This is a genomic window from Mycolicibacillus trivialis (assembly GCF_002102395.1).
GTDB classification, from domain to species: Bacteria; Actinomycetota; Actinomycetes; order Mycobacteriales; family Mycobacteriaceae; genus Mycobacterium; species Mycobacterium triviale.
In genome coordinates, this window is sequence record NZ_LQPZ01000005.1 from 1 (window position 1) to 22666 (window position 22666).

Annotated in this window: 21 protein-coding genes; 11 read left to right on the forward strand and 10 right to left on the reverse strand. The window is 66.0% G+C overall.

Features of this window, described 5'->3' with window-relative positions:
• Nucleotides 1-74: 74 nt before the first annotated feature.
• A complete protein-coding gene (locus AWC30_RS17660) occupies nucleotides 75-1631 on the reverse strand; it encodes an AAA family ATPase (RefSeq protein WP_085107268.1) in 1557 nt (518 codons plus the stop codon).
• Between the two features lie 314 nt (nucleotides 1632-1945).
• On the opposite strand from AWC30_RS17660, the gene AWC30_RS00330 reads away from it, so the two are divergent.
• Entirely contained in the window at nucleotides 1946-4033 is a 2088-nt protein-coding gene (locus AWC30_RS00330) for a serine/threonine-protein kinase (RefSeq protein WP_085107270.1), read from the forward strand.
• A gap of 561 nt (nucleotides 4034-4594) precedes the next feature.
• Here AWC30_RS00330 and AWC30_RS00335 read toward each other — a convergent pair.
• The 4 genes from AWC30_RS00335 to AWC30_RS00350 form a co-directional block, all read right to left on the reverse strand.
• Nucleotides 4595-7681: an MMPL/RND family transporter gene (locus AWC30_RS00335; RefSeq protein ID WP_069404055.1), complete on the reverse strand. Its 3087-nt coding sequence runs from the start codon at nucleotides 7679-7681 to the stop codon at nucleotides 4595-4597.
• A 96-nt stretch (nucleotides 7682-7777) separates the two neighbouring features.
• Nucleotides 7778-8203, reverse strand: a complete 426-nt coding sequence (locus AWC30_RS00340) for a DUF6188 family protein (protein WP_069404066.1) — start codon at nucleotides 8201-8203, stop codon at nucleotides 7778-7780.
• A 76-nt stretch (nucleotides 8204-8279) separates the two neighbouring features.
• A complete protein-coding gene (locus AWC30_RS00345; protein WP_069404054.1) occupies nucleotides 8280-8954 on the reverse strand; it encodes a TetR/AcrR family transcriptional regulator in 675 nt (224 codons plus the stop codon).
• Nucleotides 8951-9400 carry a PaaI family thioesterase gene (locus tag AWC30_RS00350; RefSeq protein ID WP_051562215.1) on the reverse strand — a complete coding sequence of 150 codons (450 nt, stop codon included), beginning with the start codon at nucleotides 9398-9400 and terminating at the stop codon, nucleotides 8951-8953. The genes AWC30_RS00345 and AWC30_RS00350 overlap by 4 nt, the downstream gene beginning before the upstream one ends.
• Nucleotides 9401-9556: 156 nt before the next feature.
• Between AWC30_RS00350 and AWC30_RS00355 the strand changes: the two genes are divergently transcribed.
• From AWC30_RS00355 to AWC30_RS00385, 7 genes are all read left to right on the forward strand, one after another.
• Nucleotides 9557-10216 carry a TetR/AcrR family transcriptional regulator gene (locus AWC30_RS00355; RefSeq protein WP_069404053.1) on the forward strand — a complete coding sequence of 220 codons (660 nt, stop codon included), beginning with the start codon at nucleotides 9557-9559 and terminating at the stop codon, nucleotides 10214-10216.
• A 418-nt stretch (nucleotides 10217-10634) separates the two neighbouring features.
• Nucleotides 10635-11132: a hypothetical protein gene (locus AWC30_RS00360; RefSeq protein WP_085107273.1), complete on the forward strand. Its 498-nt coding sequence runs from the start codon at nucleotides 10635-10637 to the stop codon at nucleotides 11130-11132.
• Nucleotides 11133-11369: 237 nt separating this feature from the next.
• A complete protein-coding gene (locus AWC30_RS00365; protein WP_109561865.1) occupies nucleotides 11370-12761 on the forward strand; it encodes a flavin monoamine oxidase family protein in 1392 nt (463 codons plus the stop codon).
• A 77-nt stretch (nucleotides 12762-12838) separates the two neighbouring features.
• Nucleotides 12839-13639 (forward strand): VOC family protein, encoded by an 801-nt coding sequence (locus AWC30_RS00370; RefSeq protein ID WP_085107278.1) that lies wholly within the window; start codon nucleotides 12839-12841, stop codon nucleotides 13637-13639.
• Between the two features lie 2 nt (nucleotides 13640-13641).
• Nucleotides 13642-13971: an MmcQ/YjbR family DNA-binding protein gene (locus tag AWC30_RS00375; protein ID WP_085107281.1), complete on the forward strand. Its 330-nt coding sequence runs from the start codon at nucleotides 13642-13644 to the stop codon at nucleotides 13969-13971.
• A gap of 285 nt (nucleotides 13972-14256) precedes the next feature.
• On the forward strand, nucleotides 14257-14757 hold the full coding sequence (locus AWC30_RS00380; RefSeq protein ID WP_085107284.1) for a VOC family protein: 501 nt from the start codon (nucleotides 14257-14259) through the stop codon (nucleotides 14755-14757).
• Nucleotides 14754-15332: a dihydrofolate reductase family protein gene (locus AWC30_RS00385; RefSeq protein WP_085107286.1), complete on the forward strand. Its 579-nt coding sequence runs from the start codon at nucleotides 14754-14756 to the stop codon at nucleotides 15330-15332. The genes AWC30_RS00380 and AWC30_RS00385 overlap by 4 nt, the downstream gene beginning before the upstream one ends.
• A 19-nt stretch (nucleotides 15333-15351) precedes the next feature.
• Here the strand turns inward: AWC30_RS00385 and AWC30_RS00390 are convergent, their stop codons facing one another.
• The 4 genes from AWC30_RS00390 to AWC30_RS00405 all read right to left on the reverse strand — a co-directional run bounded on the left by AWC30_RS00390 (nucleotide 15352) and on the right by AWC30_RS00405 (nucleotide 18294).
• On the reverse strand, nucleotides 15352-15714 hold the full coding sequence (locus tag AWC30_RS00390) for a DoxX family protein (RefSeq protein WP_085107328.1): 363 nt from the start codon (nucleotides 15712-15714) through the stop codon (nucleotides 15352-15354).
• A gap of 177 nt (nucleotides 15715-15891) precedes the next feature.
• Nucleotides 15892-16641, reverse strand: a complete 750-nt coding sequence (locus tag AWC30_RS00395) for a DUF1906 domain-containing protein (protein WP_085107289.1) — start codon at nucleotides 16639-16641, stop codon at nucleotides 15892-15894.
• Between the two features lie 151 nt (nucleotides 16642-16792).
• On the reverse strand, nucleotides 16793-17569 hold the full coding sequence (locus AWC30_RS00400) for an SDR family NAD(P)-dependent oxidoreductase (protein ID WP_085107291.1): 777 nt from the start codon (nucleotides 17567-17569) through the stop codon (nucleotides 16793-16795).
• A gap of 50 nt (nucleotides 17570-17619) precedes the next feature.
• Entirely contained in the window at nucleotides 17620-18294 is a 675-nt protein-coding gene (locus AWC30_RS00405; RefSeq protein ID WP_085107293.1) for an HAD family hydrolase, read from the reverse strand.
• 108 nt (nucleotides 18295-18402) lie between these two features.
• Here AWC30_RS00405 and AWC30_RS00410 point away from each other — a divergent pair, with 108 nt between their 5' ends.
• Nucleotides 18403-19899: an FAD-dependent oxidoreductase gene (locus AWC30_RS00410; RefSeq protein ID WP_085107296.1), complete on the forward strand. Its 1497-nt coding sequence runs from the start codon at nucleotides 18403-18405 to the stop codon at nucleotides 19897-19899.
• 12 nt (nucleotides 19900-19911) lie between these two features.
• Here AWC30_RS00410 and AWC30_RS00415 read toward each other — a convergent pair whose 3' ends face one another.
• Nucleotides 19912-20937 (reverse strand): fused (3R)-hydroxyacyl-ACP dehydratase subunits HadA/HadB, encoded by a 1026-nt coding sequence (locus tag AWC30_RS00415; protein ID WP_085107299.1) that lies wholly within the window; start codon nucleotides 20935-20937, stop codon nucleotides 19912-19914.
• A 252-nt stretch (nucleotides 20938-21189) separates the two neighbouring features.
• Here AWC30_RS00415 and AWC30_RS00420 point away from each other — a divergent pair, with 252 nt between their 5' ends.
• Together AWC30_RS00420 and AWC30_RS00425 are read left to right on the forward strand one after the other, a co-directional pair.
• Entirely contained in the window at nucleotides 21190-22059 is an 870-nt protein-coding gene (locus AWC30_RS00420; protein ID WP_085107301.1) for a DoxX family protein, read from the forward strand.
• 208 nt (nucleotides 22060-22267) lie between these two features.
• On the forward strand, nucleotides 22268-22651 hold the full coding sequence (locus AWC30_RS00425; RefSeq protein WP_085107305.1) for a hypothetical protein: 384 nt from the start codon (nucleotides 22268-22270) through the stop codon (nucleotides 22649-22651).
• The last annotated feature ends 15 nt before the right edge of the window (nucleotides 22652-22666 follow it).

The following is a 22666-nucleotide window of genomic DNA, read 5'->3' on the forward strand; positions in this document are numbered from 1 at the left end:
GAGTTTGCCCTACAGTGGGCCGCGACCCACCAACCGAAAGTCGCATAGCGGCTGGACCACCAAACGGGTCCCCCTCAACTGAGAACGACCTTCGCGTCACCCCTCTGCGCCATAAAGCACTGCTTGTACGTGACGACGCCACGACTCAGGAGGGTCCGAAAGAAATCGAAATTGTGAGTTAGGAGAATGAGCTTGAAGTTTGCGTGTTCGGCCATTTCCTTGAGGTACTGAATGATCGCGTACTTGTTCTTGTAGTCGAACGAGTCCGCGAGGTCGTCGATCACGAACAGAGTTTCGCGCCCGGAGGCCTTGCGGGCTTCCATCTCGAACAGCACGTTGAGGATATAAAGCGCCTTCTTCTCGCCGTTGCTGAGTACCGAGAGGAGCTCCTCGCGCGCAACGTCCGTCGACTCATCGCCCTCCTCGAACTTGAACACGAGTTTGAGAACGTCCTCCTGACCTAACGTGACCCTGTGCTTGTTCTCGGCGCGGAGCCTGAACGGCACAAAGAACCGGTCGTTGAAGATCTCGATGACCCTCTCCCATTGGGTCCGCTCGTCCGCCGCCGCCTTCTCGATCTCCTTCCGGCGCACCTCGCTATCCGCGAAGCAGGTGACTACACGTGTGAACAGCTCCTCATGCGATTTCAGGTACGACTGCCACACCTTCTGCCGGAAGAGGTTGATGTTCGCGAACTCCGGGAGTAGTTCAACGTGCTCGGAGACGTAGGTGAAGAACTGCCGAGTGCTCTCGTTCCGCTGCAAAGCCTTCTCAAGGAGATTCAGTTTCTTGCGCAACACCTCATCATCGGTGATCCGCCGCTTCTCCTCGGCTACCAACTCCTCGAACTCTTCAGGGCTCGTCACGGTGCGGGACTGGCCCGAGCCCCGGAGGACCAATGAGTGATTAGCCGCGAAGAAGCCGTTGGCTCCCAGGCTCTTCGTGACGTTCTCCGCGTTGTAGTAGCTGAAGGTCTCACGGCTGAAGAACGTGGACTCGTCCAATAGCTCGTTCCAGCGTGTCACGTACTGAGTCAACACAGATTGCAGGTCCTTCGACTGAAGGATCGCGTCGAGCTTGTCGTTAAACAGGACGTCATATGGCAGATCGGAAAACCGGGGCTCGTCGAGGGTGTCAACTTCGTACTTGGTGCGCATGAGCGCCTCGAAGAACTTGTCATCTTCGGGCATGAATGCCTGCGAGACAGTCCGGCTCACGTCCTGCTTCGTCCCAGACTGCGCCTTCAGGGCAGCGACCAGCACCGCGCGGGCAGCGAGCAGATCGGCTTGCAGGGCCTCGTATTCCTTACGCAGCTCGGCGTTGACGAGGAGGGTCGATGCTGACTCGCTCGGGCCGAGATCCTCGTCGTAGGAGAGCACGACTACCACGTCCGCCGGGTCGATCTCTGCGCCGGCCTCATCGGTGATGCTTCGTTGCGACTCCCGGTCGCGGAACATGCGGTCGATAGTTTCACCTCCTTTCGCGAAGTCCTTGAACGTCTGCGCCAGGGAGGTCTTCATCGTGCCGTTGGGCGCGTAGACCGCAACCGCATTGCCAGGCTTGAAGTCGAACGTCACGTTGAGCTCCCGGATGCCGTGACAGTTGGTGAGGGCGACGTCCAGCTTCTTCATGGCCGCCAATGTAGACGGCGGTCCCGACACTTGAAACCGCTCAGCTGCACGTCGAAGCGTCCAGCCGTCATCAACGACGCATCGAGCCAACCGCCGACGACCGGTTTCGGACAAAGGGGAATTACGGTTGAACCACGAAGACCTCCGAGATTGGTGAGCGTTCCTAGACAGCTCGCACTCCACTCGGAGGTCTCGTCTTGTCACCTCACCACGCCGTCACCAACGTCCGTGGTCAATACAGCTAGACCTCAGCTCAGCTGATCGCTATCGCGGGCTGATCTGAACCCGTATGAGGTAGCGGCTAGCATTCGCCCATGCCGTTGCGGATTGGCGAGACGTTCGCCGGATATAGGATCTTGCGGTTGTTGGGGTCCGGCGGGATGGGCGAGGTGTACCTCGTTCAGCACCCCCGGTTGCCTCGCCGGGATGCGTTGAAAGTGCTGCCGTCGTCTTTGACCACCAACGAGGAGTTCCGTCAGCGCTTCGTCCGCGAGGCGGAGCTGGTGGCCACGCTGTTTCATCCCAATATCGTCGGGATGCATGATCGCGGCGAGTGTGACGGGCAGCTCTGGATGTCGATGGACTACGTCGACGGACCCGACACCGCGAAGCTGGTGCGGGAGCGGTATCCGGCCGGCCTGCCCCTCGACGAGGCCATCGCGGTCGCCATCGCGGTCGCTGATGCACTTGATCACGCTCACGAGCGGGGCTTGCTGCACCGGGATGTCAAGCCGGCCAACATCTTGTTGGGCCAGACCGATAGCGGGGGGCAGCAGCGCATCTTTCTGGCCGATTTCGGTATCGCACGCCCACTGGCTGATCCGAGCGGGCTGACGGGGACGAATCTGACAGTGGGCACCGTGTCTTACGCCGCGCCGGAGCAGCTGGCGGGTGAGGAACTCGATGCACGGGCTGATCAGTACGCGCTGGCGGCCAGTATTTTTCACCTGCTGGCCGGGGTGCCGCCGTTTGACAAGTCCAACCCGGTCGCTGTGATCAGTGCGCATCTGAATGCGCCGCCGCCGCAGATCAGTCGCCTGCGCCCGGAGTTGGCCCGCCTCGATGAGGTGTTTTCGACCGCCCTAGCTAAAGACCCCGCCCAGCGGTTCGGGTCATGTCGCGAATTTGCCGCGGCACTGACCGGGCATGCCAGCGCCGAAGGCGAATTCGGCGCTGCCAAGACGCAGCAGGCAATGCCGACAGCCAGCCGGGGTGGCGTCTCTGAAGGTGGCCGAAATCGCCTAGTTGGCAAGACGAGTGCCATCGCTGCGGTTGCAGTGGTCGCAGTGGTCGCGGCCGGGGTTGTCGGTTACACGATGACACGGGACAGTTCACACACACCGGTTCCCGGTGAACGGCCCGGAAGCCTAAACCAGCCAGCCAACCAAGGGCAGCTCGAAGGGACGCAGGCGACTGCTCGAAGCGCCGCGGAGGCGCTGAAGGCGTCGATCCCCGAGATCACCAAAATCGTCGACGTCGACGAGGACAACGACCCGAACGAAGGAATGATGGGCCGGCCGAACGGCTACGTCGCTGCGAGTGTGGTCTATGACTCGCGGTTGGCGTGCTCTGAGCTTGGCATGGAATGCGGGGCCACGATTGAGCAATGGCCAGATCAGGCTGCGGCCCAACGTCGTTCCGCTTACCTCCAGGCAGTCAGACAAGGGGGGATCCTGGGTCGGGAGTGGAACACAATCAGAGGCCCACTGTTGTTGCGGGTTGCCGGTGACATGAAGCCCTCGGAAGCCAAGGAGTACGAGACGGCCTTCTTAAGTGGCGGCACCGGTTCGGCTCCTGCCGCTGCGCCCCAGAGGGTGAGCAAGCCCGAAAACCCGGCGATCGGGACCGTGGGATCCGGGTTCGGGCAGGATGGCAAGAGCGTAATAGGGATCGTGATTGCCACCACGGATAACTTGGGCGCTGTCGGTCAGTTCGCCACAACCTCAATAAACTTTCTGGACCATGCCGGCAACATCATCGATACCAAGGAACAAGTCGAGCGGTTTTCCTGGCCGGGACAACAGCTCGTCTTGCCAACTGCCGTTTTCCTAGAAGACCCTGAGACGACGGTCGCCTCCATCGAGTCCTCGATCTCGATCAGCGACTACTCCGACCGACGTAAAGCACGTCCTGAGCTACCTATGCTCAATGCGGAGTCGATCACCAAGAACGCCACGGGGAAGTGGACCCCGGTTTTCACATTTACCAACTCCACCGCCGAGGATCTTGTTGACCTTCGCATCGGGGTAGTCTGCTACGACGCGACGGGCTCGATCATTGGCGGTGGCTCGGAATATCCGAAACTCGTTGCGGCAGGTAAATCGATCCGGATCGAGCCGAACCGGATCGTTACCAGCGGTGAGCCCACCAGCTGCAAGGCGTTGCTCAACTACGGCCTCTGAGGATGCGGTAGGTGGGACTCCAGTCCACCCGATCTACGAACAGAAGCGGGGTTACGGCCGCCTTGGGGCATAGCGGGCGCGGTTCGAGCGGGGCAGCCACAAGGGAGTGCTTGAGTGGTCCCACGAGACCAATGCGCCGCGCGAAGCCCGAATTGAAGGTGCGAACGGGTGAAGCGAACTAAAACGCGAGTCGGCTCGTTGTCATGCGACTCGACGACGGCCACGCCATCTACAGCTAGTACGTAGTCGTAGGAATGAGGCGGTTCGTGAGACCAACGGCAATGCACCGACAGTGAGACAGACTGGATAGTCGCAGGTCGAAGTGTCAGGCGTTGAAGTGAAAAGTGAGAACCTACACTGATGTAGGTTCTCACGGAACGTGGCGGAATCTCACCGTTGTTGGCGGAATGATGGCGGATCCGCCAGGTTCGTGAGACAAGAAACGAGACAGCGCAACCTGGAGCGATGCCGGACCGGTAGGCGGTTCCTGGCATCGTCTCGTTTCTCTAGATTTGAGACGGGCGGCGGCGAGGCGAGCATGGCGGGGTTTGGCAGGTCTGTTTATCTGGGGGAGGTGACTGCCGTTGGGGGTTGGTTTGTTGGCGCACGTTGTGGCCACCAGCTTGCTTCGCGGAGGAGTGTGGCGATGGCGGGCACGGTGAGGGTGCGTACGAGGAAGGTGTCGAGCAGTAGTCCGAAGCCGATGATGAGGCCGGCTTGGATCATGATGGCTACCGAGCCGACCATGAGGCCGAACATGCTGACGGCGAAGATCAGGCCGGCGGAGGTGATGACGGCGCCGGTGTTGGCGACGGTGCGCAGCACTCCGACGCGGATGTTGCTTCCGGATTCTTCGCGTAGTCGGGAGACCAGCAGCATGTTGTAGTCGGCGCCGACGGCGACGAGGATGATGAACGCCAATAGAGGTACCGGCCAAGCGATTTCGTGACCGAGGATCCACTGAAATACCAGGACGCCGAATCCGATCGAGGCGAGGTAGTTGAGCAGGACGGTGCCGAGCAGGTAGATCGGTGCCAGTAGTGCGCGTAGCAGCAGCACCAGGATGAGGCCGACAATGACGGTGGTGGCCAGCGCAAGTTGGAAGAAGTCTGCCCAGAGGAATCGTTGGATGTCGGAGTTGACGGCGGGGAAGCCGGCGACCGAGACGGTGGCCTCAGCCAGGGAGGTGTTGGGGCGCGCGGCGTTGGCGACGTCGGTGATCTGGTGGGCGAGGTTCATGGCCTCGACGCTGTAGGGGTCGTAGCTGGTTTCGATCATGAACCGTGCTGTTTTGCCGTCTGGTGAGAGGAATTGTTTCGCGACGTCGGTGAATTGGCGGTTCTCGAAGGCGTTGGCCGGCAGATAGAAACCGCTTGCTGAGTCGGAGTCCTGGGCGGCGCGTGCAGAGTTCTGGAGTTGGGTGGCGATCTGGCTCATCCCGGAGAGCATTTCGATGTTGCTGTCGGCTAGGGTGCGCACACCGGTGGCCAACGCTTGGGCTCCGGAGGCGAGTTGGCCGATCCCGTCTTGGAGGCGGCGCAGGTTGCTGGCCAGGTCAGCGGGGTTTCCCAGCGCCCCGAAAGCGTTGTCCAGCGAGGTGACGGCGTTTTGGACGGTGGTGAGGGTGCCGGCGACGGTGGCATTGCTGGCGGGGTTGTAGCGGTCGCCGAGGTCGGCGATTTGGGTGAAGAATCCGTTGTTGCGCAGGGTGGTCAGGATCTGTACTTGGTCGCGGATCTGGGCGCATTGGGGTGTGGTGGCACACCACGGCGAGGTGTTGAGGGCACCGACGAGCGGGTCCAAGGTGGTGATGGCGTGTTGTGCTTGGTCGGCCAGGGGGCGTAGGCCGGGGCCGGCTTGGATGGCCTGATCGACCGCAGGGGCGGTCGCTGAGAGTTGTTGCAGTAGTGGTCGGAACTGGTTGACCTGAGCGCCGGCGGATTGGGCTTGCGTGAGGATGCCCGCCAGGGGGGTCAGTGCGGTGCGCACGGTGGTGTCGAGTTGGGCCAGTCCGCCGGCGAGTTGATCGGCGCCGTCGGTGAGTTTGGTGAGGTCGTCGCGGCGAGCGTTACCGTCGGCGACCGCGCCGGCCATCTTGTCTCCTATTTGACCGTTTTGCCAGGCCAGTTGCGCTTGATCGAGGCGTTCCCCGGTGGGGCGGGTGACGCCGGAGACTTTGGTGACACCGGGAACCTGGGAGACGCGGGAGGCCATTTCGTCGAGGTCGGCCAGTCCTTTGCCGGTGCGCATGTCGGTGGGGTTCTCGACGACGAGGAATTCGGTGATGACGACGTCTTTGCGGAAGTGGCGGTCCAACAGTTGGTAGCCCTGGTTGCTGGCGGTGGTGGCGGGTTGGCCTTTGCGGTCGTCGTAGCTGATTTTGATGGTCGCGGCTACCGCTGACAGCGCGAGCAGGATGACGAGGCTGACGATCAGCAGTGGCACCGGACGGCGCACCACCGCGACGGCGACACTGTTCCAATAGCGGCGGGTGCGATCGGATTTGGGTTCACCGATGCCCCGTTTAGCTGCCAGTGCCAGCACGGGCGGTAGCAGGGTGACGGTGGCCAGGAAACCGAACAGGACCGCGATGGCGCATGCGGGGCCTAGGGCGGCGAACACGCTCAAGCGGGCGAACACCATGGCCAGGAAGGCCAGGGCCACGGTGGCGGCGGAGGCCAGGATGACGCGGCCGATGCTGGCGGTGGCGTGGATGATGGCCTGCTCGGCCGGTACCTGGGCGCGGCGCTGCTCGTGGTAGCGGCTGATCAGGAACACGGTGTAGTCGGTGCCGGCGCCGAGCAGGATCGCGGTCATGAACGCGACGGTGAATTGTGAGACCGGCATGCCCATCTCGCCCAGCGCGGACAGGACGCCGCGCCCGACGGCCAAGCTCAGCCCGATCACCAGCAGCGGCAGCAGCGCGGTGAACACCGACCGGTAGACGATCAGCAGGATCAGCGCGATCATGGCGGCGGTGGCGATCGAGATCAACAGCAGATCATGCTCGGCGGCGGCGATCATGTCACTGAACGTCGCCGGCGGCCCGGTCACCTGCGCGGTGGTGGACGAACCGGCGAACACTTCTGCGGTGATGTCCCGCACCGCCTGGACGGACTCCGCAGCGGTCGGGTCACCCAGCGTGCCGCTCACTCCCACCGGCAGATACCACGATGTGCCGTCGGCGCTGACAGCCTGGGCTCGGGTGACCGGATCGGCCAGCAGATCCTGCACCAGTAACACGTGCTCGCTGTCTGCGCGCAGTCGTTCCAGAAGGCGGTCGTAGCGCTGTTGGGTCGCCGGGGTCAGACCGGCGGGGTCTTCCATGGCCACGAACAGCATGGTTTTCGACCCCTGCTCGTTGAAGGCGGTACTCAGCCGCTCCACCGTTTGCAGCGACGGGGCGTCGCGCGGAATCAAATCCACCGACTGCTGGCGCACCACCGTTTCCAGCTGCGGGAACAGCAGCGCCAAGACGATCGCGGCGCCGATCCACACCCCGATGGTCAAGGCTTTGTGCCGCACAGTGAATCGTCCCAACGCTGCGAGCCGAGCGCTGTATTCACGGCTGGACGCGGGATCGACGGGAGTCTCGCGCCGGGCAGCGCGGGCCGGTGTTACCGAAGAGCCTGCCGTGCGGTCGGCCACCGAACCCCCTAAACGATCAACGATACTATTGGTATCGCTACGCTACATTATGTAGCGAATATCGGATAGTCGATGGGGTCTGCAGCCAGCGGTGGCTTATCGGTTCACGATGTTGGCGTCGTCGCTTTCGGGGATGTCGTGTCGGACCACGCGGACACGCCCGTGCGGCAGACAGGCCATGTAGCCGTGCCGCTTGCCGTACAGCTCCCACGCGGTGAACTGCTCGTCGGGGTCGACGTCGATGCGGTGACCACGGGAGAAGCCCAGGTGCAACCCCCCGTCGTCACCGGACCAGGCCTGGGTGCACACTGCGCCGGCCAGGTTCAGCAGCGGGCGCTCGTAGACCGAGATCTGCAAGGGATTGATGAGGACTGCCTCGGCGGGAAAGCGATCTGCTGCGGGCAGAGTGAGCAGCAGGGGGCGCGAGATGACGACTTCGTTGTAGTCGTCCAGGTCGAGTACCAAGCCGTCGCGCACCGAAACCCGTTGCACGACACAATCTTCGATCCACTGGGTGTACATGGCGTTCTCCTTCGACGCATCATCGAGTCGCACCCCTAAGGGTACGGCAGGTATCGCTGCGATACTAGGAGTATCGTTACGGTTCCTCGGAGTGCGCGGCGGCGCTGTCGAGTAGCCGATGAACGGCCCGGTCGATGCGGTCACGGGTCTCCTCGGCGGACACCCGCCCGCTGATGAAGGCGAGCAGGTTGGCCAGCCAGATGTCGGAGATGAGGCCGGCGACAACCAGATGTGTCGGTGTCGGCTCGCCCGCGCTGAGGGTGCGGGCCAGCAGCGTGTGGATCGTTGCGGCGGCAGAATCAAGTTCCGCGGCGGCGCGGGTGTCGGCCGCGGCGAAAGCCCGGGTCATGGCGTCGGTCAGCAGCGGCTCGCGCTGCCACCGGCCGTGCAGGTGGCTGGTCAGTCGCTCCAATCGCTGCCGCGGTGTGCCGGCACCGGTTGTCCAGGTCCCGGCGACGTCGAGACGCTGAAATTCTCGACTCAGCGCCGCGACCAGCAGATGGGTTTTGGCCGGGAAATAGCGGTACAGCGTGCCCACGGCCATGCCGACGTGCTCGGCGACCGTCCGCATGTGCACCGCGTCGTAACCGCCGGTGGTAGCTATAGCCAGGGCGGCATCCATGATGGCCTCGCGACGACGGGCCGAGACGCGCGAACGCGGCACCCCGGCTGCGTGAACCTGATCGGCAACCGAATACTCCTCGTCGAGCCCGGTGGGCGTGTCGCTCGCTCGGGCGCTGGCGACGGTCATGGTGTGTGATCGCCGCCGCGGCGCGAGAACTGCTCGAGGATCTCCCCAAAACCGCTGATATCGCCGTGGGCGGCGAAATGTGCGGTATCAACCACGATGAATACGGCCGTCGCGGTGAACCGGGTGGCCCCTTCGCAGGTGCCGGTCGCCGCGACGTGCAACGCCCGACCCTCGCGGGCGCTGATGTGCGCGGTGATCCGGTGGGGCCGGTGCAGCGGTACTGGTTGCAGATACTCCACCGTCAGACTGCGCGTCACCGCAGGCGTGCCGGCGATCCACAGCGTGAAGCCCAGCACGTCATCGCAGGCCGCGGCGACGGCCCCACCGTGCGCCAGGCCGGGGGCTCCGATGTGGCGCTCGTCGAATGTGACATCGGCATACACCGAATCCGCACTGCGGTAGACCTCCACATGCAGGCCGTGCGGATTGTCCGGACCACACCCCATACAGGTCGGGGTATGAGAAGGCAGCCGTTCCGACGGCACCGCACGATCTGACACAGAAACGCTCCCGCTACTTCAAGTTTCGCTGCGCTACTGGTAGTACCACAACTGCTAGACTTCCCGGTGCGACATCGCCGAAATCGACCGCCGAGGTGACCCGTGAGCGACAGCAATCAGCCCTCCCTGCCCGATGATGACGACATCGATCCGCGGCGGATCCGGTCACGGAATCGACTATTGGATGCTGCGGCAACACTGTTGAGCACCGGAGGCGTCGAGGCCGTCACTATCGATGCCGTCACCAAAGCATCCAAGGTGGCCCGCACCACCCTTTATCGGCATTTTCAGAGCTCGTCGCATCTGCTTGCCGCCACCTTCGAGCGGCTACTACCGCAGGTAAGCACACCAGCACCGACCAGCGGTTCCTTACGCGAACAACTGATCGAGCTGCTCAGCCGCCAAGCCGCCCTGTTCAACGACGCCCCGCTGCACGTCACCACCCTGGCATGGCTCTCACTCGGCCCCACCGGCGCCAAAGAAGAGACCGACAACAGTCACGCATCCGGGGCACTGCGGGCCCGCGTCGTCGACCAGTACCGCCAACCGTTCGACGCCATCCTCACCAGCTCGAAAGCCCACACCGAACTCGGCAACATCGACCGCGACCTCGCAATTTGCCAACTCGTCGGACCCCTCGCATTCGCACGCATGACCGGCCTGCGCACCATCACGCGCGACGACTGCACAACCCTCATCGACAACTTCCTCGCAACCCACCGCAGAGCCGCCACCCCCGCAGACGTACGCGAAGTCGTTTGAACGGACCCAGGGTGACATCGCCGGCGGAAGCTCACGACGACGCGTCAAACCACGAGATCTGAGACAAGTAATGATTCGACTCGAATTTCTAGAAAAGAGACAGCACCAATCGAACGATGCGCCGTGCCACTTGGACCGCGTTGTAGGTAATGAAGCGGTTCGTGAGACAAACGGCAAGGCGTCGACAGTGAGACGATCTGGATAGCCGCAGTTCAGAGCGTCAAGCGCATGCAGCGAAAAGTGAGAACCTACACTCTCGATTTGCTGGTGCCTGCAGTTCTCCGCGCCAAGCCACTTCGCTCAAAAGCTGAGCAGCCCTTGTGATCGAGGATGAGATCCGCTCTGGCTGGCTCGGACACTGGGACCGGTTCGTGGGCCCAGCGCGTCGAGGGCCGAATACGCTGGGACGCTCGCGGCGGTGGTGGCGGCGGCGCTGCGGGGTGACCGCGGTGGCGCAGACCGGCGGGCGCGTAGCCGCGGACTGCTGCTGCGCCTGGTGGCGATTGATCTGTGGGGCGGCGCGTGGGTCAACAACACGCGCAGCTGTGTGCGCTGGTACGAGCGCCCCGGTCAAGGAGCCCGCGAGCACATCGGCTTCGCGGCGCTGCACGTCGTGCACCCCGCGGTGATCGCGGTTGTCGACCACAACGCGGGTGCGCGCGACGCTTTGTCGGCTGTGCGCTGGGCACTAGGCCACTACGGGTGGATGACGGTATCGGCAGCGGTGATTACGCGGGCTCGCCGCCGAAGTCGTCTTCCGATCGCTTTCGCGGCCACGGTAGCGGGGTTAATCCTCGATCGTGCGCTCGAACCTTCAGCGGCTGCCCGCTGGTTCGCCCCGGTCTACTACACGAAGCTGCTGATCGGCCACGCTGCGGGCAGCATCTGGAATGCCGGTATGACCCCTGTGCGCTGAGCCGCTCCGATCGGTGAGATCAATATTTTGGTCTGTGACGCGGCTCGGAAATCGCTGCGTCTGAATCGGATCCTGCCAGTAGCGCGCTGACGGCGGTGGTTACAGCCGAAGCCAGTATCACGGGTGACGGTGTCGACGAGATAGCCACAGTCGGCGGTGAACTCACCGACAGGAACGTCGGGGCCACAAAAGTTGCCTACGCTGTGGGCACGACAGCCAGATTGGGTGTCGGTCCACATGCACCGATCGAGGGATTTCATGGAGAAGTCGGTCGACGTCGTCATCATCGGCGCCGGGATCGCCGGGCTGACCGCCGCGCGAGAGCTGACCCGCGCCCACACCGATGTGCTGGTTCTGGAAGCGCGTGACCGGGTCGGCGGGCGCCTGCTCAACGTCGAACTGCCCGGCGGCGCACCGATAGAGGTCGGCGGCCAGTGGGTCGGCCCGACCCAGCACCAAGTACTCGCGTTGATCGACGAGCTGGGGATGGAAACCTATCCCTCGTACGCGGCGGGTCGGAACATCGCCGAGCTTTGCGGTAAGCGTTCGGACTACACCGGCCGCATCCCGCGCCTGAACCCGATAGCCCTTGCCGATATCGGGCAGACGCAGTGGCGGCTGGACCGGTTGGCGCGCCGGGTAGCACGCACCGAGCCGTGGCTAACGGCGCAGGCGCGCTCGTTGGATGGCCAAACCTTGGAGACCTGGCTGCGGCGCACCGCCCGCACCCGGCAGGGGCGCGCCTTTTTCCGGCTGATCACCGAGGCGGTGTTCTCCGCCGGACCCGAGGATCTCTCGGCGTTGGGCGCAAGCTTCTACATCGGGGCTGCTGGCGGGCTGGACCCCATGATCAACGTGATCGGCGGCGCCCAGCAGGATCGGGTCGTCGGCGGCGCGCAGACCATCGCCCTGGCGATGGCCCGTGAACTGGGGGACCGGGTCGTGTTGAACCGTCCGGTCACCGAGATCGGCTGGGGCGACGGAGGCGTGGTGGTCCAAGCCAGCGGGTCGACGGTGCGAGCCCGCCGCGCGGTGATCGCCGTACCCCCACCGTTGACTGCCCGGATCCGGTTCAGCCCGGGCTTGCCCGGCGACCGGGACCAACTGGTCCAGCGCATGCCGATGGGGCGCGTCATCAAGATCAACGTGGCCTACGACGAACCGTTCTGGCGCGCCGACGGGTGGAGCGGACAGGCCAACAGCGACGCGCGTCCGTTGGGCACCGTCTTCGACAACACCCCGCAGACGGGCGGTCCCGGAGTCCTCGTGGGGTTCCTCGAAGGCCGCCACGCCGACACCGGCGCCCGTCTCGACCCAGCCGAGCGGCGTGCCCGCGTCATCGACGATCTGGCCGGCTACTTCGGTGCACGGGCCCGCAACCCGATCGACTACATCGAACGTGACTGGGCGGAGGAGGAATACAGTCGCGGCTGCTACGGCGCCTTCACCACGCCAGGCACCCTCACTCGCTTCGGGCCTGCGCTGCGGCGCCCGGTCGGCCCACTGCACTGGGCCGGCACCGAGACCGCCACCCGGTGGGCCGGTTATATCGACGGCGCCGTCCAGTCCGGGCATCGTGTCGCGCACGAGATCAGCGTGGGTTTGAACATCGCACCGAGTGCGAAGTGAGGAGCCGCAGCTAGTTGGCAGTCCCGTTGCGATGAACACTTGCATGTGACGCGACGTCAGCTTCTACGGTCAAGGGCGTGGAACACACCCAGGCCCGAGGCAGGGGCGGATGGCGGGTCGGCGAACTTGCCGAGCTGACCGGCGTCACGGTTCGCGCCCTGCGCTACTACGACCAAACCGGCCTGTTGCACCCGGCTGGTCAGACGGCCGGCGGCCACCGGCTTTACGACCGCGACAACGTGTTGCGGCTCTACCGCATATTGGCGCTGCGGCGCCTGCGGTTCAGCTTGGCCGAGATCCGTGCGCTCCTCGACGAGCCCCAGTGGGACCTCGCCGCCATGGTGGCCCGTCATGCCGAGGAAACCGACCGTGGTATCGCCGCAGCGGCACGGTTGAGCGCGCATCTGCGGGCGATTTCCGGCGAGATTTCCGGCTCCGGCGACGCATCACCGGAGACCCTGTTCCGGATCATCGAGGAGATGAACATGCTCGACACGCCGATCCGCAGCACCACCACGTTATTGGTCTACGACGACCTCCCGGCCGCGTATGCGTACCTGATCGACACCTTCGGTCTCACCGGGGGCTCGCTGGAGCACGGGCGTGACGGCCGAGCCGTGCATGGTGAGCTGTTCGCCGGGGACCAGTCGATCTGGTTGCACCCCAGCGGTGACGGCTACCGGTCGCCGCGCGAACTCGGTGGAGTCAGCAGCATGATCGTCATCGCTGTCGAGGACGCCGATTCCCACTACGACAACACCAAAGAACACGGGGCCGTTGTCCTCGGTCCGCCGGTGGACCAGCCCTACGGTGTGCGCGAGTACGGTGCGCGCGATCTCGAGGGGCACCTCTGGTTCTTCCATGGGCCGCTCCGCTGACCATGGTCACCGAGACGGTCACCCGGCAGCTGGCGTTGGCCCTGCCCGAGGTGATTGAACAGGACCACCACGGGTTCCCGTCGTTCCGGGTGGCCCGGCGAATCTTCGCGACCCTGCCCAGCGCCGACCTCCTGCGTGTCATGCTCGATGAACACGGCACCCGCTCCGCGGCCGCGACCTGGCCGCAATCCTGCCGCGAGTTCTACTGGGGCAAGCGTCTCGCGTGTCTCGAGATCGATCTGCCCCACGCCGACGAGGCGCTCGTCCGCACCCTTCTCGCTGAGGCCTGGGACCACAAAAATCCCGGCCGCCGGAAATCGGCGAGTCGCTGACAAGAGGTCTGACACAACCGGATCGTGTTGGCGACGCTGTCCAGCCCATCGTTTCGCCTTGCCGCACCGCTCACGTCGCGACCCGGCGAACTGCGGTGTCGCGTCAACCCTTGACCACCCCCGCCACAAAGTCTACGGTGTCTACATTCAAATGTGTACGCCGTCTACATCAAGGAAGGTGCCCGCCGTGCGCGACCTGCCACCGAACATCCGACCGTCGCGGAGCCATGTTCCGCGCGTGATCACCGGAACCGGTCTCAGCCGAACACGGGACGAGGTGGCGTGATGGCAGCGATCGCCCCGTGTCTGTGGTTCGACGACAACCTGGAAGAGGCCGCCGCGTTCTACACGGCGGTGTTCCCGAACTCCCGGGTGGAAGGTCTTCACCGCACCACCGAGGCCGGCCCGGGGGATCCGGGCCGGCCGCTATTCGCCACGTTCGACCTCGGCGGGCACCGGTTCGTCGGTCTCAACGGCGGGCCGGATTTCCGGTTCACCGAAGCGGTGTCGTTCATGATCCACTGCGCCGACCAGGACGAAGTGGACTATTACTGGTCCCGGCTGACCGAGGGCGGCCACGAGGCGCCCTGCGGTTGGCTCAAGGACCGGTTCGGTCTGAGCTGGCAGGTGACCCCACTACGACTCTTCGAGCTGTTGGCCGATCCCGACCCGCGCCGCGCCGCGGCGGCGACCCGAGCGATGCACGCCATGAGCAAGATCGTCATCGCCGACCTGGACGCGGCGGCCGATTCCGTCGCGAGCCCGCAGCGCCAGGAGGAGGGATGACCGCCACCTACACCGTCGATGTCTTCTCCAGCCTCGACGGCTTCGGCGGCGTCAGCGGCGGGGACTGGGGCGGCTACTGGGGCAAGCAAGGCCCCGAACTGCTCGACCATCGCCTCGCCGAGTTCCAGCCGGAGCAACGAATGATCCTCGGAGCCAACACCTATCGCCTCTTCACCCAGATGCGGGCCGCGGGCACCGAAAAAGAGGTGTATGACCCGTGGGTGACCCGAATGCTCAGCCTGCCGACGACGGTGGTGTCGACGAGCCTGGAGGGCCCCCTCGAATCACCGGAGGCAACCCTCGTGCCCGGGGATGCCGTCGAGGTCGTCGCCCGGCTCAAGCAGGAGTCGCCGGTACCGCTGCGCTCACACGGCAGCCTGTCGATGAACCGGGCGCTGATGGCCGCCGGCCTGGTCGACCGCCTGCAGGTGACAGTTTTCCCGGTCATCACCGGAAAGACCGGCGATGCCCCCATCTTCAAGGGAGCGGCCGACTTTGATCTCGAGTTGATCGGCAGTCGGACGTTGGACGGCAACATCCAGGAACTCGTCTATGGCCCCGCCGTGCATCGCTAGCCGCCGCTCCGCGGCTTCTTCAGGACAGGTGACCGAGGATCACGAATGCGGCCAGCGTAAACAACACGACGTTGACCGCGACGCTGAGCGGCTCACCCAGCCGGGCATGAGCCCACGCCGCCCCGACCATCACCGCGCACAGGCCGGCGGCGGCCAACGGCGTCAGAACCGTTCCGATACCGGTCAGCCCGGGAGCGACGAGCCCGACGGCCGCGAGCAACTCCATCGCCGCGGTGACGCGCACCACCGGCGTCGTGAACATCGCCACCCCGGTCTGGCCGGTGGCAAGAAGGCGCTCCCGGCTCATCGTGATTATGGCGGCACCGGACATCGCGAATACCGCAGCAAGGACGAGTTGTGCGGTCCACAGCGCAACGTTCATCTCAGTCTCCATTCGGCGTTGTCGTCACATACCGAATGACGAACGCCGGCCGGATTGTGTGACAGGGCGCAGTCAGTCGAGCTTGCGTTCAGTGAGCTCGCCGAACCCGTCCAGGGCTCTCCGCCGGCTAATCTCACGCCTTGACGATCTGGGGCGCGGCCTCAACTAACGCCAGCCCTACGGGTGCAGGTTCCACTGTCCGCAATCGCCGGCCAGCACGTCGTTGACGTCGACCTCGATGCCCCCGACGATCGGGCCGGGGTTCGACGCGGTGGCCACGATGCGCTGATAGAGCACCGCGCCGGGAAAGATCTGGCCGTTGGACCACGACCGGGTCTGCCAAGCCCAGCGCCGCCCCGGGGTCTTGGAGTTGCCGATCACACCGGACTCGGCCGCCCACTGGCACGCCTTGATCCCGCCGTAGATGCCGGTTCGCTGCACCCCGAGCACCGAGTTGATCCCGCGAAACCATTGCAGCGCCACCGTGTCCCAGGTGTGCCGATCGATGTCGTCGTCGACGCTGAAGAAGATCGGGGCGCTCTGCCCGCCGCCGGCGGCGGTGTGGATCTGCCAGCCGGTGCGGGCATCGGAGACCCCGCCGGCGAATCCGCGGGTGAAATCCGACGGCGCCGTTCCGCCCGGCTTGCCGTACTGGTAGTTGCTGACGATCGCCAATCCCGCGGCGGTCAGCGATTGGGCGTAGGGCCGGGTGATCGGCTTGGCGCCGAAGTTCGATCCCGGCCGTGACGTGGACACGTAGTTGATCACCCCGGCGTGGCCGGCGGCCCGAATCGCCTGGGCGGGGATCTGGCGCATGGCGTAGTCGATCAACGTGGGCGCCGCGGCCGCGGCCGGAGGCACCGCATGTCCCGCGCCGACCGCGCCCAGTCCGGCCAGCGCCGAGGCGGCGGAGGTGTACCGCAGCATGTCGCGGCGCGAAATCGGGCGAGATCGCCGAAGGCGGGGAGACTCCGGGCAGTCAGGCACCGCCCGATGTTACCAATGAGGCAGGTGTTAACGGTTGAGGCCCGCCGGGGTGACCGGCGGGCCTCAACAACGACTCGAGCGTACGAGGAAGCTACTTCGGGGGCATCCGGATGCCGCCGTCGACCCGGACGACCTCGGCGTTCATGTAGGAGTTGGTGACCAGTTCCAGCACCATCGAGGCGAGCTCGTCGGGCTGACCGAGCCGGCGCGGGAACAGCACCGACTCGCCGAGCTTGGCCTTGAACGCCTCGGAGTCGGGGCCCTCGCCGTAGATCGGGGTATCGATCAGTCCGGGCGCGACGGTGTTGACCCGGATACCGACCGCCGACAGGTCCCGGGCGACCGGCAGGGTCAGGCCCACGACCCCGCCCTTGGACGAGGAGTAGGCGGCCTGGCCGATCTGGCCGTCGAAGGCCGCGACGCTGGTCATGTTGACGATGGCGCCCCGCTCGCCGGTCTCGGTCGGCTCGTTCCGGCTCATCGCAGTGGCCGCGATGCGGATGCAGTCGAAGGTGCCGACCAGGTTGATGTCGAGCACTTTCCGGTACAGGTCCAGGTTGTGTGCCGAGTCGAACTCGCCGTCCTTGCCGATGGTGCGCTGCGCCCAGCCGATCCCGGCCGAGTTCACCAGCACACGCAGCGGCCCGAGCTCGGCGGCGGCATTGACCGCGGCGATGATCTGGTCGGTGTTGGTGACGTCGACGCTGGCGAAGCTGCCGCCGATCTCCTTCGCCAGGGCCTCGCCCTTCTCCGCCTGCAGGTCGGCGACGACGACCTTGGCGCCCCTGGCGGCCAGCTGCCTGGCAGTGGCCGCACCGATTCCTGATGCGCCACCGGTGACGATGGCGCTTGCTCCGTTGATGTCCACGGCGACAGACTACGGCGTGGCGCCACCGAGGCGACTCAGGGCCATCGGGGCTACCGCCCGGTGAGTGCCGCGACCGGCGACTCGGATAGTTGGGCCAGCAGGTCGTCGGGATTCTCGAACACCGCGGCCGCGCCGGCGGCGCGAAGCTCATGCCGTGACACCCCGCCGCTGAGCAACCCGATGCTTTCCAGCCCGGCCCGCCGGCACGCCTCGGCGTCCCAGACCGCGTCCCCGACGAACACCGCCCGGTCCGCGTCGACACCGGCGCGCTGCAGCGCCACCGCCAGAATGTCCGGATCGGGTTTGGCCGTGTCGACATCGGAGGCCGACGTCACCGCGGACACCACCGCATCGCGGTCCAACACCCGCCGCAGCAGGGTCAATTCGTCCTCGGGCGCCGACGTCGCCAACACCACCTGCAGACCGCGGCCGGCCACCTCGTCGAGGAGGCGGCGCGCGCCGGGCAACGGGCGCAATCGTTCACCGGTCTCCCGGTAGTAGCGCGAGTGCAACTCCTTGAGCCGGTCCTGGATCTCACCCGGGGCGTCGCCGGACAACGATCGCACCAATGTCGAGCCGTCCATACCGATCGACCGGTGAATCCGCCAGCTCTCCACCGCGACATCCAGTTCGACGAACGCGCGGTGCCACGCGGCGACATGCAGATAGTTGGAGTCGACCAGGGTTCCGTCGACGTCGAACAGGACAGCGGGGCGCGCAGCCACTTTCCCTCCTCGGGCGGGGTTGTCCACGCCGAGTACCCGCTTGAGCCGGCCTTACCCGAATCGGCTGGGGCACGGTTACCGCCCGCTGCGGCCGGGTATGCGAAGACGATGACGTCCCTGTGGCTTGCCGACCGGAATCGACCGTCATCGAACACCGAGCTGTCTGCGGAGGCGGGAAGCTCAGCCGACGTGGTGGTGGTCGGCGCGGGCATCGTCGGGTTGGTCACCGCCGTTCAGCTGGCCCGGGCCGGCATCGACGTCTTGGTGTTGGAGGCGCGCCACATCGGTGCGGTCACCACCGGCAACACGACCGGAAAAATCAGCCTGCTGCAGGGGACCACGCTGTCGAAGATCGCCGCCCGCCACGGCCCGGCGATCCTGCGGGACTATGTGCGCGGCAACCGCGCCGGGCAGGACTGGCTGCTGGAGTACTGCGCGGCCAACGACATACCGGTTCAGCGCGAGGATTCCTACACCTACGCCCAATCCGCTGAGGAGGTCCCCGCGGCGCGTCGCGAACTCCAGGTCTGCCGACGGGCCGGGCTGCCGGTCGAATGGCGCCCGACCGCCGACGTGCCGTTCCCGTACCACGGCGGTGTCGCCCTGGATCAGCAGGCGCAGTTCGATCCGATGCCGTTGTTGGACCGCCTGGCTGCCGAACTCACCGAGCTCGGTGGACGGGTGGTCGAATGCGCGCGCGTCCTGCGCGTCCGCCATCGGCACGCGCGGCTCCAACTGACCGTCCGCAACGACGACGAGGAAATCGACGTCAAAGCGGGCCGGTGTGTCCTGGCCACCGGGATCCCGATCCTGGACCGGGGCGGCTTCTTCGCGCGGGTGAAACCCGACCGCTCCTATGGCCTCGCCTTCAAGGTGCCCGGTCAGATCACCCGCCCGATGTTGATCTCGGCCGGGTCGCCGACCCGCTCGATCCGCTACGCGCCCACCGCCGACGGTGAACGGCTCGTCGTCAGCGGAGCCGGCCACACCGTCGGGCGCAACGACGCCACCGGGGACGTCGACGAGTTGATTGCCTGGACGCAGTCCCATTTCCCGGGCGCGGTCCTCACCGACCGCTGGTCGGCGCAGGACTACACCCCGGTCGACTACACCCCGTATGTCGGCCCGATCCTGCCCGGCGACAACAACATCTTCGTGGCCACCGGCTTCAACAAGTGGGGGCTGGCCGCCGGGACCGCCGCCGCCATGCTCATCACCGGCAGCATCCTCGGCCAGCAGCTGCCATGGGCGCACGCATTCGCATCCTGGAACCCGCGGGAGTTCTCCGGGCTCCCCACCGCACTGCGCGCCAACGCCGAGGTGGCCGTCGAGTTGGCGCGGGGGTGGGCGGCACCGGTGGTGCGGCGGCGCTCCCCGGGCGAGGACGACGGCGTCGTCGCCGGTCCGCCCTGGCACCTTCAGGCGCACTGCGTCGTCGACGGCGTCGAGCACCGGGTTTCGCCGGTCTGCCCCCATCTGGGCGGCATCGTCAACTGGAACCGCGTGGACAGATCCTGGGACTGCCCGCTGCATGGTTCGCGCTTCGCCCCCGACGGCACCCTGCTGGAGGGACCGGCCACCCGCGGTCTGACCGCCTCGGAGTAGCCGCGCCGCCGCTCAGGCGAAGCGGACGTTCAGCGTCGCCAAGCCGAAGATCTTGCGCCCGCCGGACTTGGCGGTGACGATGACGACCCCGCTGCGGGTGGCCGGGTCCAGCGACTTGACCCGACCGCCGAACTCGATGTCCGCGCCTTCGGTGGCCGAGACGATGGCGGGCTGAGACAGCCGGACGGCGTACCGGGTCACCGCGCCGGGATCACCGGTCCACGCCGAGGCGAAGCCGACACCGAGGCCCATGGTGAGCATGCCGTGGGCGATCACGTCGGGAAGGCCGGCCAGCTTGGCGATGTCCTCATCCCAGTGGATGGGGTTGGCGTCACCGGCGACGCCGGCGTAGTTGACCAGGTCCCCGCGGGAGAGCCGGGTGTGGTGCACCGGCAGCTCGTCGCCGACCTTGACGTCCTCGAACCGCGCCGTGCCCGGCGTGCGGGTCAGGGTGCCGTCGGCGATGTGGACGTCGCCGTCCGGGCGGACGGTCTTGCGGTAACCATCGGATTCATCGTCGGCGAACAGGTTGACGTCGTGCATCATCGCGTTCTGCACCGCGCCCCGGATCGCCGGGTCGACGTCCTCTGCGGTGACGCCGACGACCGTCGTGTGCAGGGTGTGCACCCGCTCGCCGGCGGTGTCGGTGAAGGTGTTGGTGACCGTGATCAGGTCCCGACCGGCGATGCTGCGCACCGAGGTCAACTCGACGTCGGTCCGCAACTCCTCACCGGCGACGATCGGCCGGTGCTGCTCGAAGACCTCCTCGGTCTGCAGGTAGGTGTCGTACCCGACGACGACCGACTCGAACATGTACCGGTTGGTCGCCATCGCCGGGATCGAGGTGAAGGCCAACGGCGCCACGAGGTCGGAGTAGCCCAGCTTGGCGGCGGCCGCCACATCCCAATGGGCGGGGTGGTAGTCCTGGACCGCGCGGGCGTACTCGCGGATCTTCTCGCGCCCGACCTGGTACAGACCGTCCATCTGGTAGTAGTGGCCGACCCGGGATTCGAGCGTCGACGCCTCTGCTGTGGTCATGGGGTGCTCAACATTTCTCTGGGGCTTGTTGGCTGATGCCGACCACAGCACACTAACGCCTGAGCCCGTGATCACGACATTCGATCCGGTGCCGCGGGGGTTTACCACCGGCCGGTTCGGGGCATCCTCGGCGAAATCGCCGACCGATACCTACGATGAGGACGATCGGGTCGCTTCAGTGGAAGGCGCCGCACCCGGCGCGGGGAGGATTGGTGGAACAGATGACGCAACTGCCAGAGAACGGGAGCGGCCATGTTGCTTCGTAGGATCGCTCGGCCCCTGCTCTCCGCAGCGTTCATCGGTCAGGGTTTGGAAGCCCTGCGCAACCCGGATGCGGCCGCTGAGGCCGCCCGCCCCGCCACCGAATATCTGCGGGGGAGCGGGGCTGCCACCGACGGCAGCGTCCTGGAGGACCCCAAACAGTTCGCCCGGATCACCGCCGCCGTCCAGATCGGCGCCGGGTTGCTGCTCGCGACCGGCAAGCTGCCGCGGACCTCGTCGGCGGTGCTGGCCGCGACCGTGATCCCGGCCAACCTGGGCGCGCACATGTTCTGGACCGAAACCGACCCGGTCCGCAAACTGGAGAAGCGCCGCGCGTTTCTCACCGACGTCAGCCTGCTCGGCGGCCTGATGATCGCCTCGGCGGACACCGCCGGGCGTCCGTCGCTGGGTTGGCGGGGCCAGCGCGCGGCCAAACGGTTCACCGACTCGGTGTCCTCGACGCTGCAGGGCGACAACTCGTCTTCCTGGCTGGAGGACAACGAACTCGGCGAGCGACTGGCTCACGGCCTGCACTCCGGGCTCGAGCAGGGCCGGGAACTGGTCAGCACGGCCGGGGAGAAGAGCGCACCGCTGTTGGAGGCCGCCCGCAAACGCGGCAGCGAACTCGCCGAGACGGCGCTTGAGCGTGGTGCGCACTTCGCCGAGCGGGCTCGCGATCGGGGAGCCGACTTCGCCGAGATCGCCCGTGAGCGTGGTGCGGACTTCGCCGAGACGGCCCGCGACCGCGGCGCGGATCTCGCCGAAACCGCGCGTGAGCGCGGCGTCGAACTGGCCGAGACCGCCCGCAAGGACCGGCGTAAGAAGAAGCGACTGGCCGCGCTGGTTCCCGGCCGCCGCTGATCCGTCGACCGGCCCGTCGACACCGGGCACGGTATGCTGCTGCTAGCCGGAGCGGTGTTCGCTCCGCCGCAGTAGCGAACACCACGGGACGCGTTGCCGCCCGCACCGCGACCCGGTGTCGCCGAACAGTTCATCGCTGACACCGCCGACGTGCGGTGCCTCAGTGCATCCGGATGTCATCCGAAGCGGATGAGAAGGAAGGTTCACGTTGACCAGGCTTACCCAGGCGATCGGTGCGATCCTCGTGGTGACCGGCGTCATCGCCTACATCGCGACGTCCGCCGCCAGTGTGACCGCGCTGATCCCCGCGTTCATCGGGCTCGCCCTGCTGGCCGCCGGCCTCATCGCGCGGAAGCCGGCAGCGCACCGCCACGCGATCCACGCCGCGCTCGCGGTGGCACTGCTCGGTGCGCTCGGATCGCTGATGCAGGTCGCCAAGATCGGCGCCCTGTTCGACGGCACCGCCGAGCGGCCCGCCGCCATCATCGTCAGCACCGTGATGTTCGTGCTGCTGATCGGCTACCTGGTGGCCGGGGTGCGCTCGTTCATCGCCGCCCGCCAGAACCAGCCGGAGTCGAAGCCGGCCGCCTGACGGTTCAAACCCCTC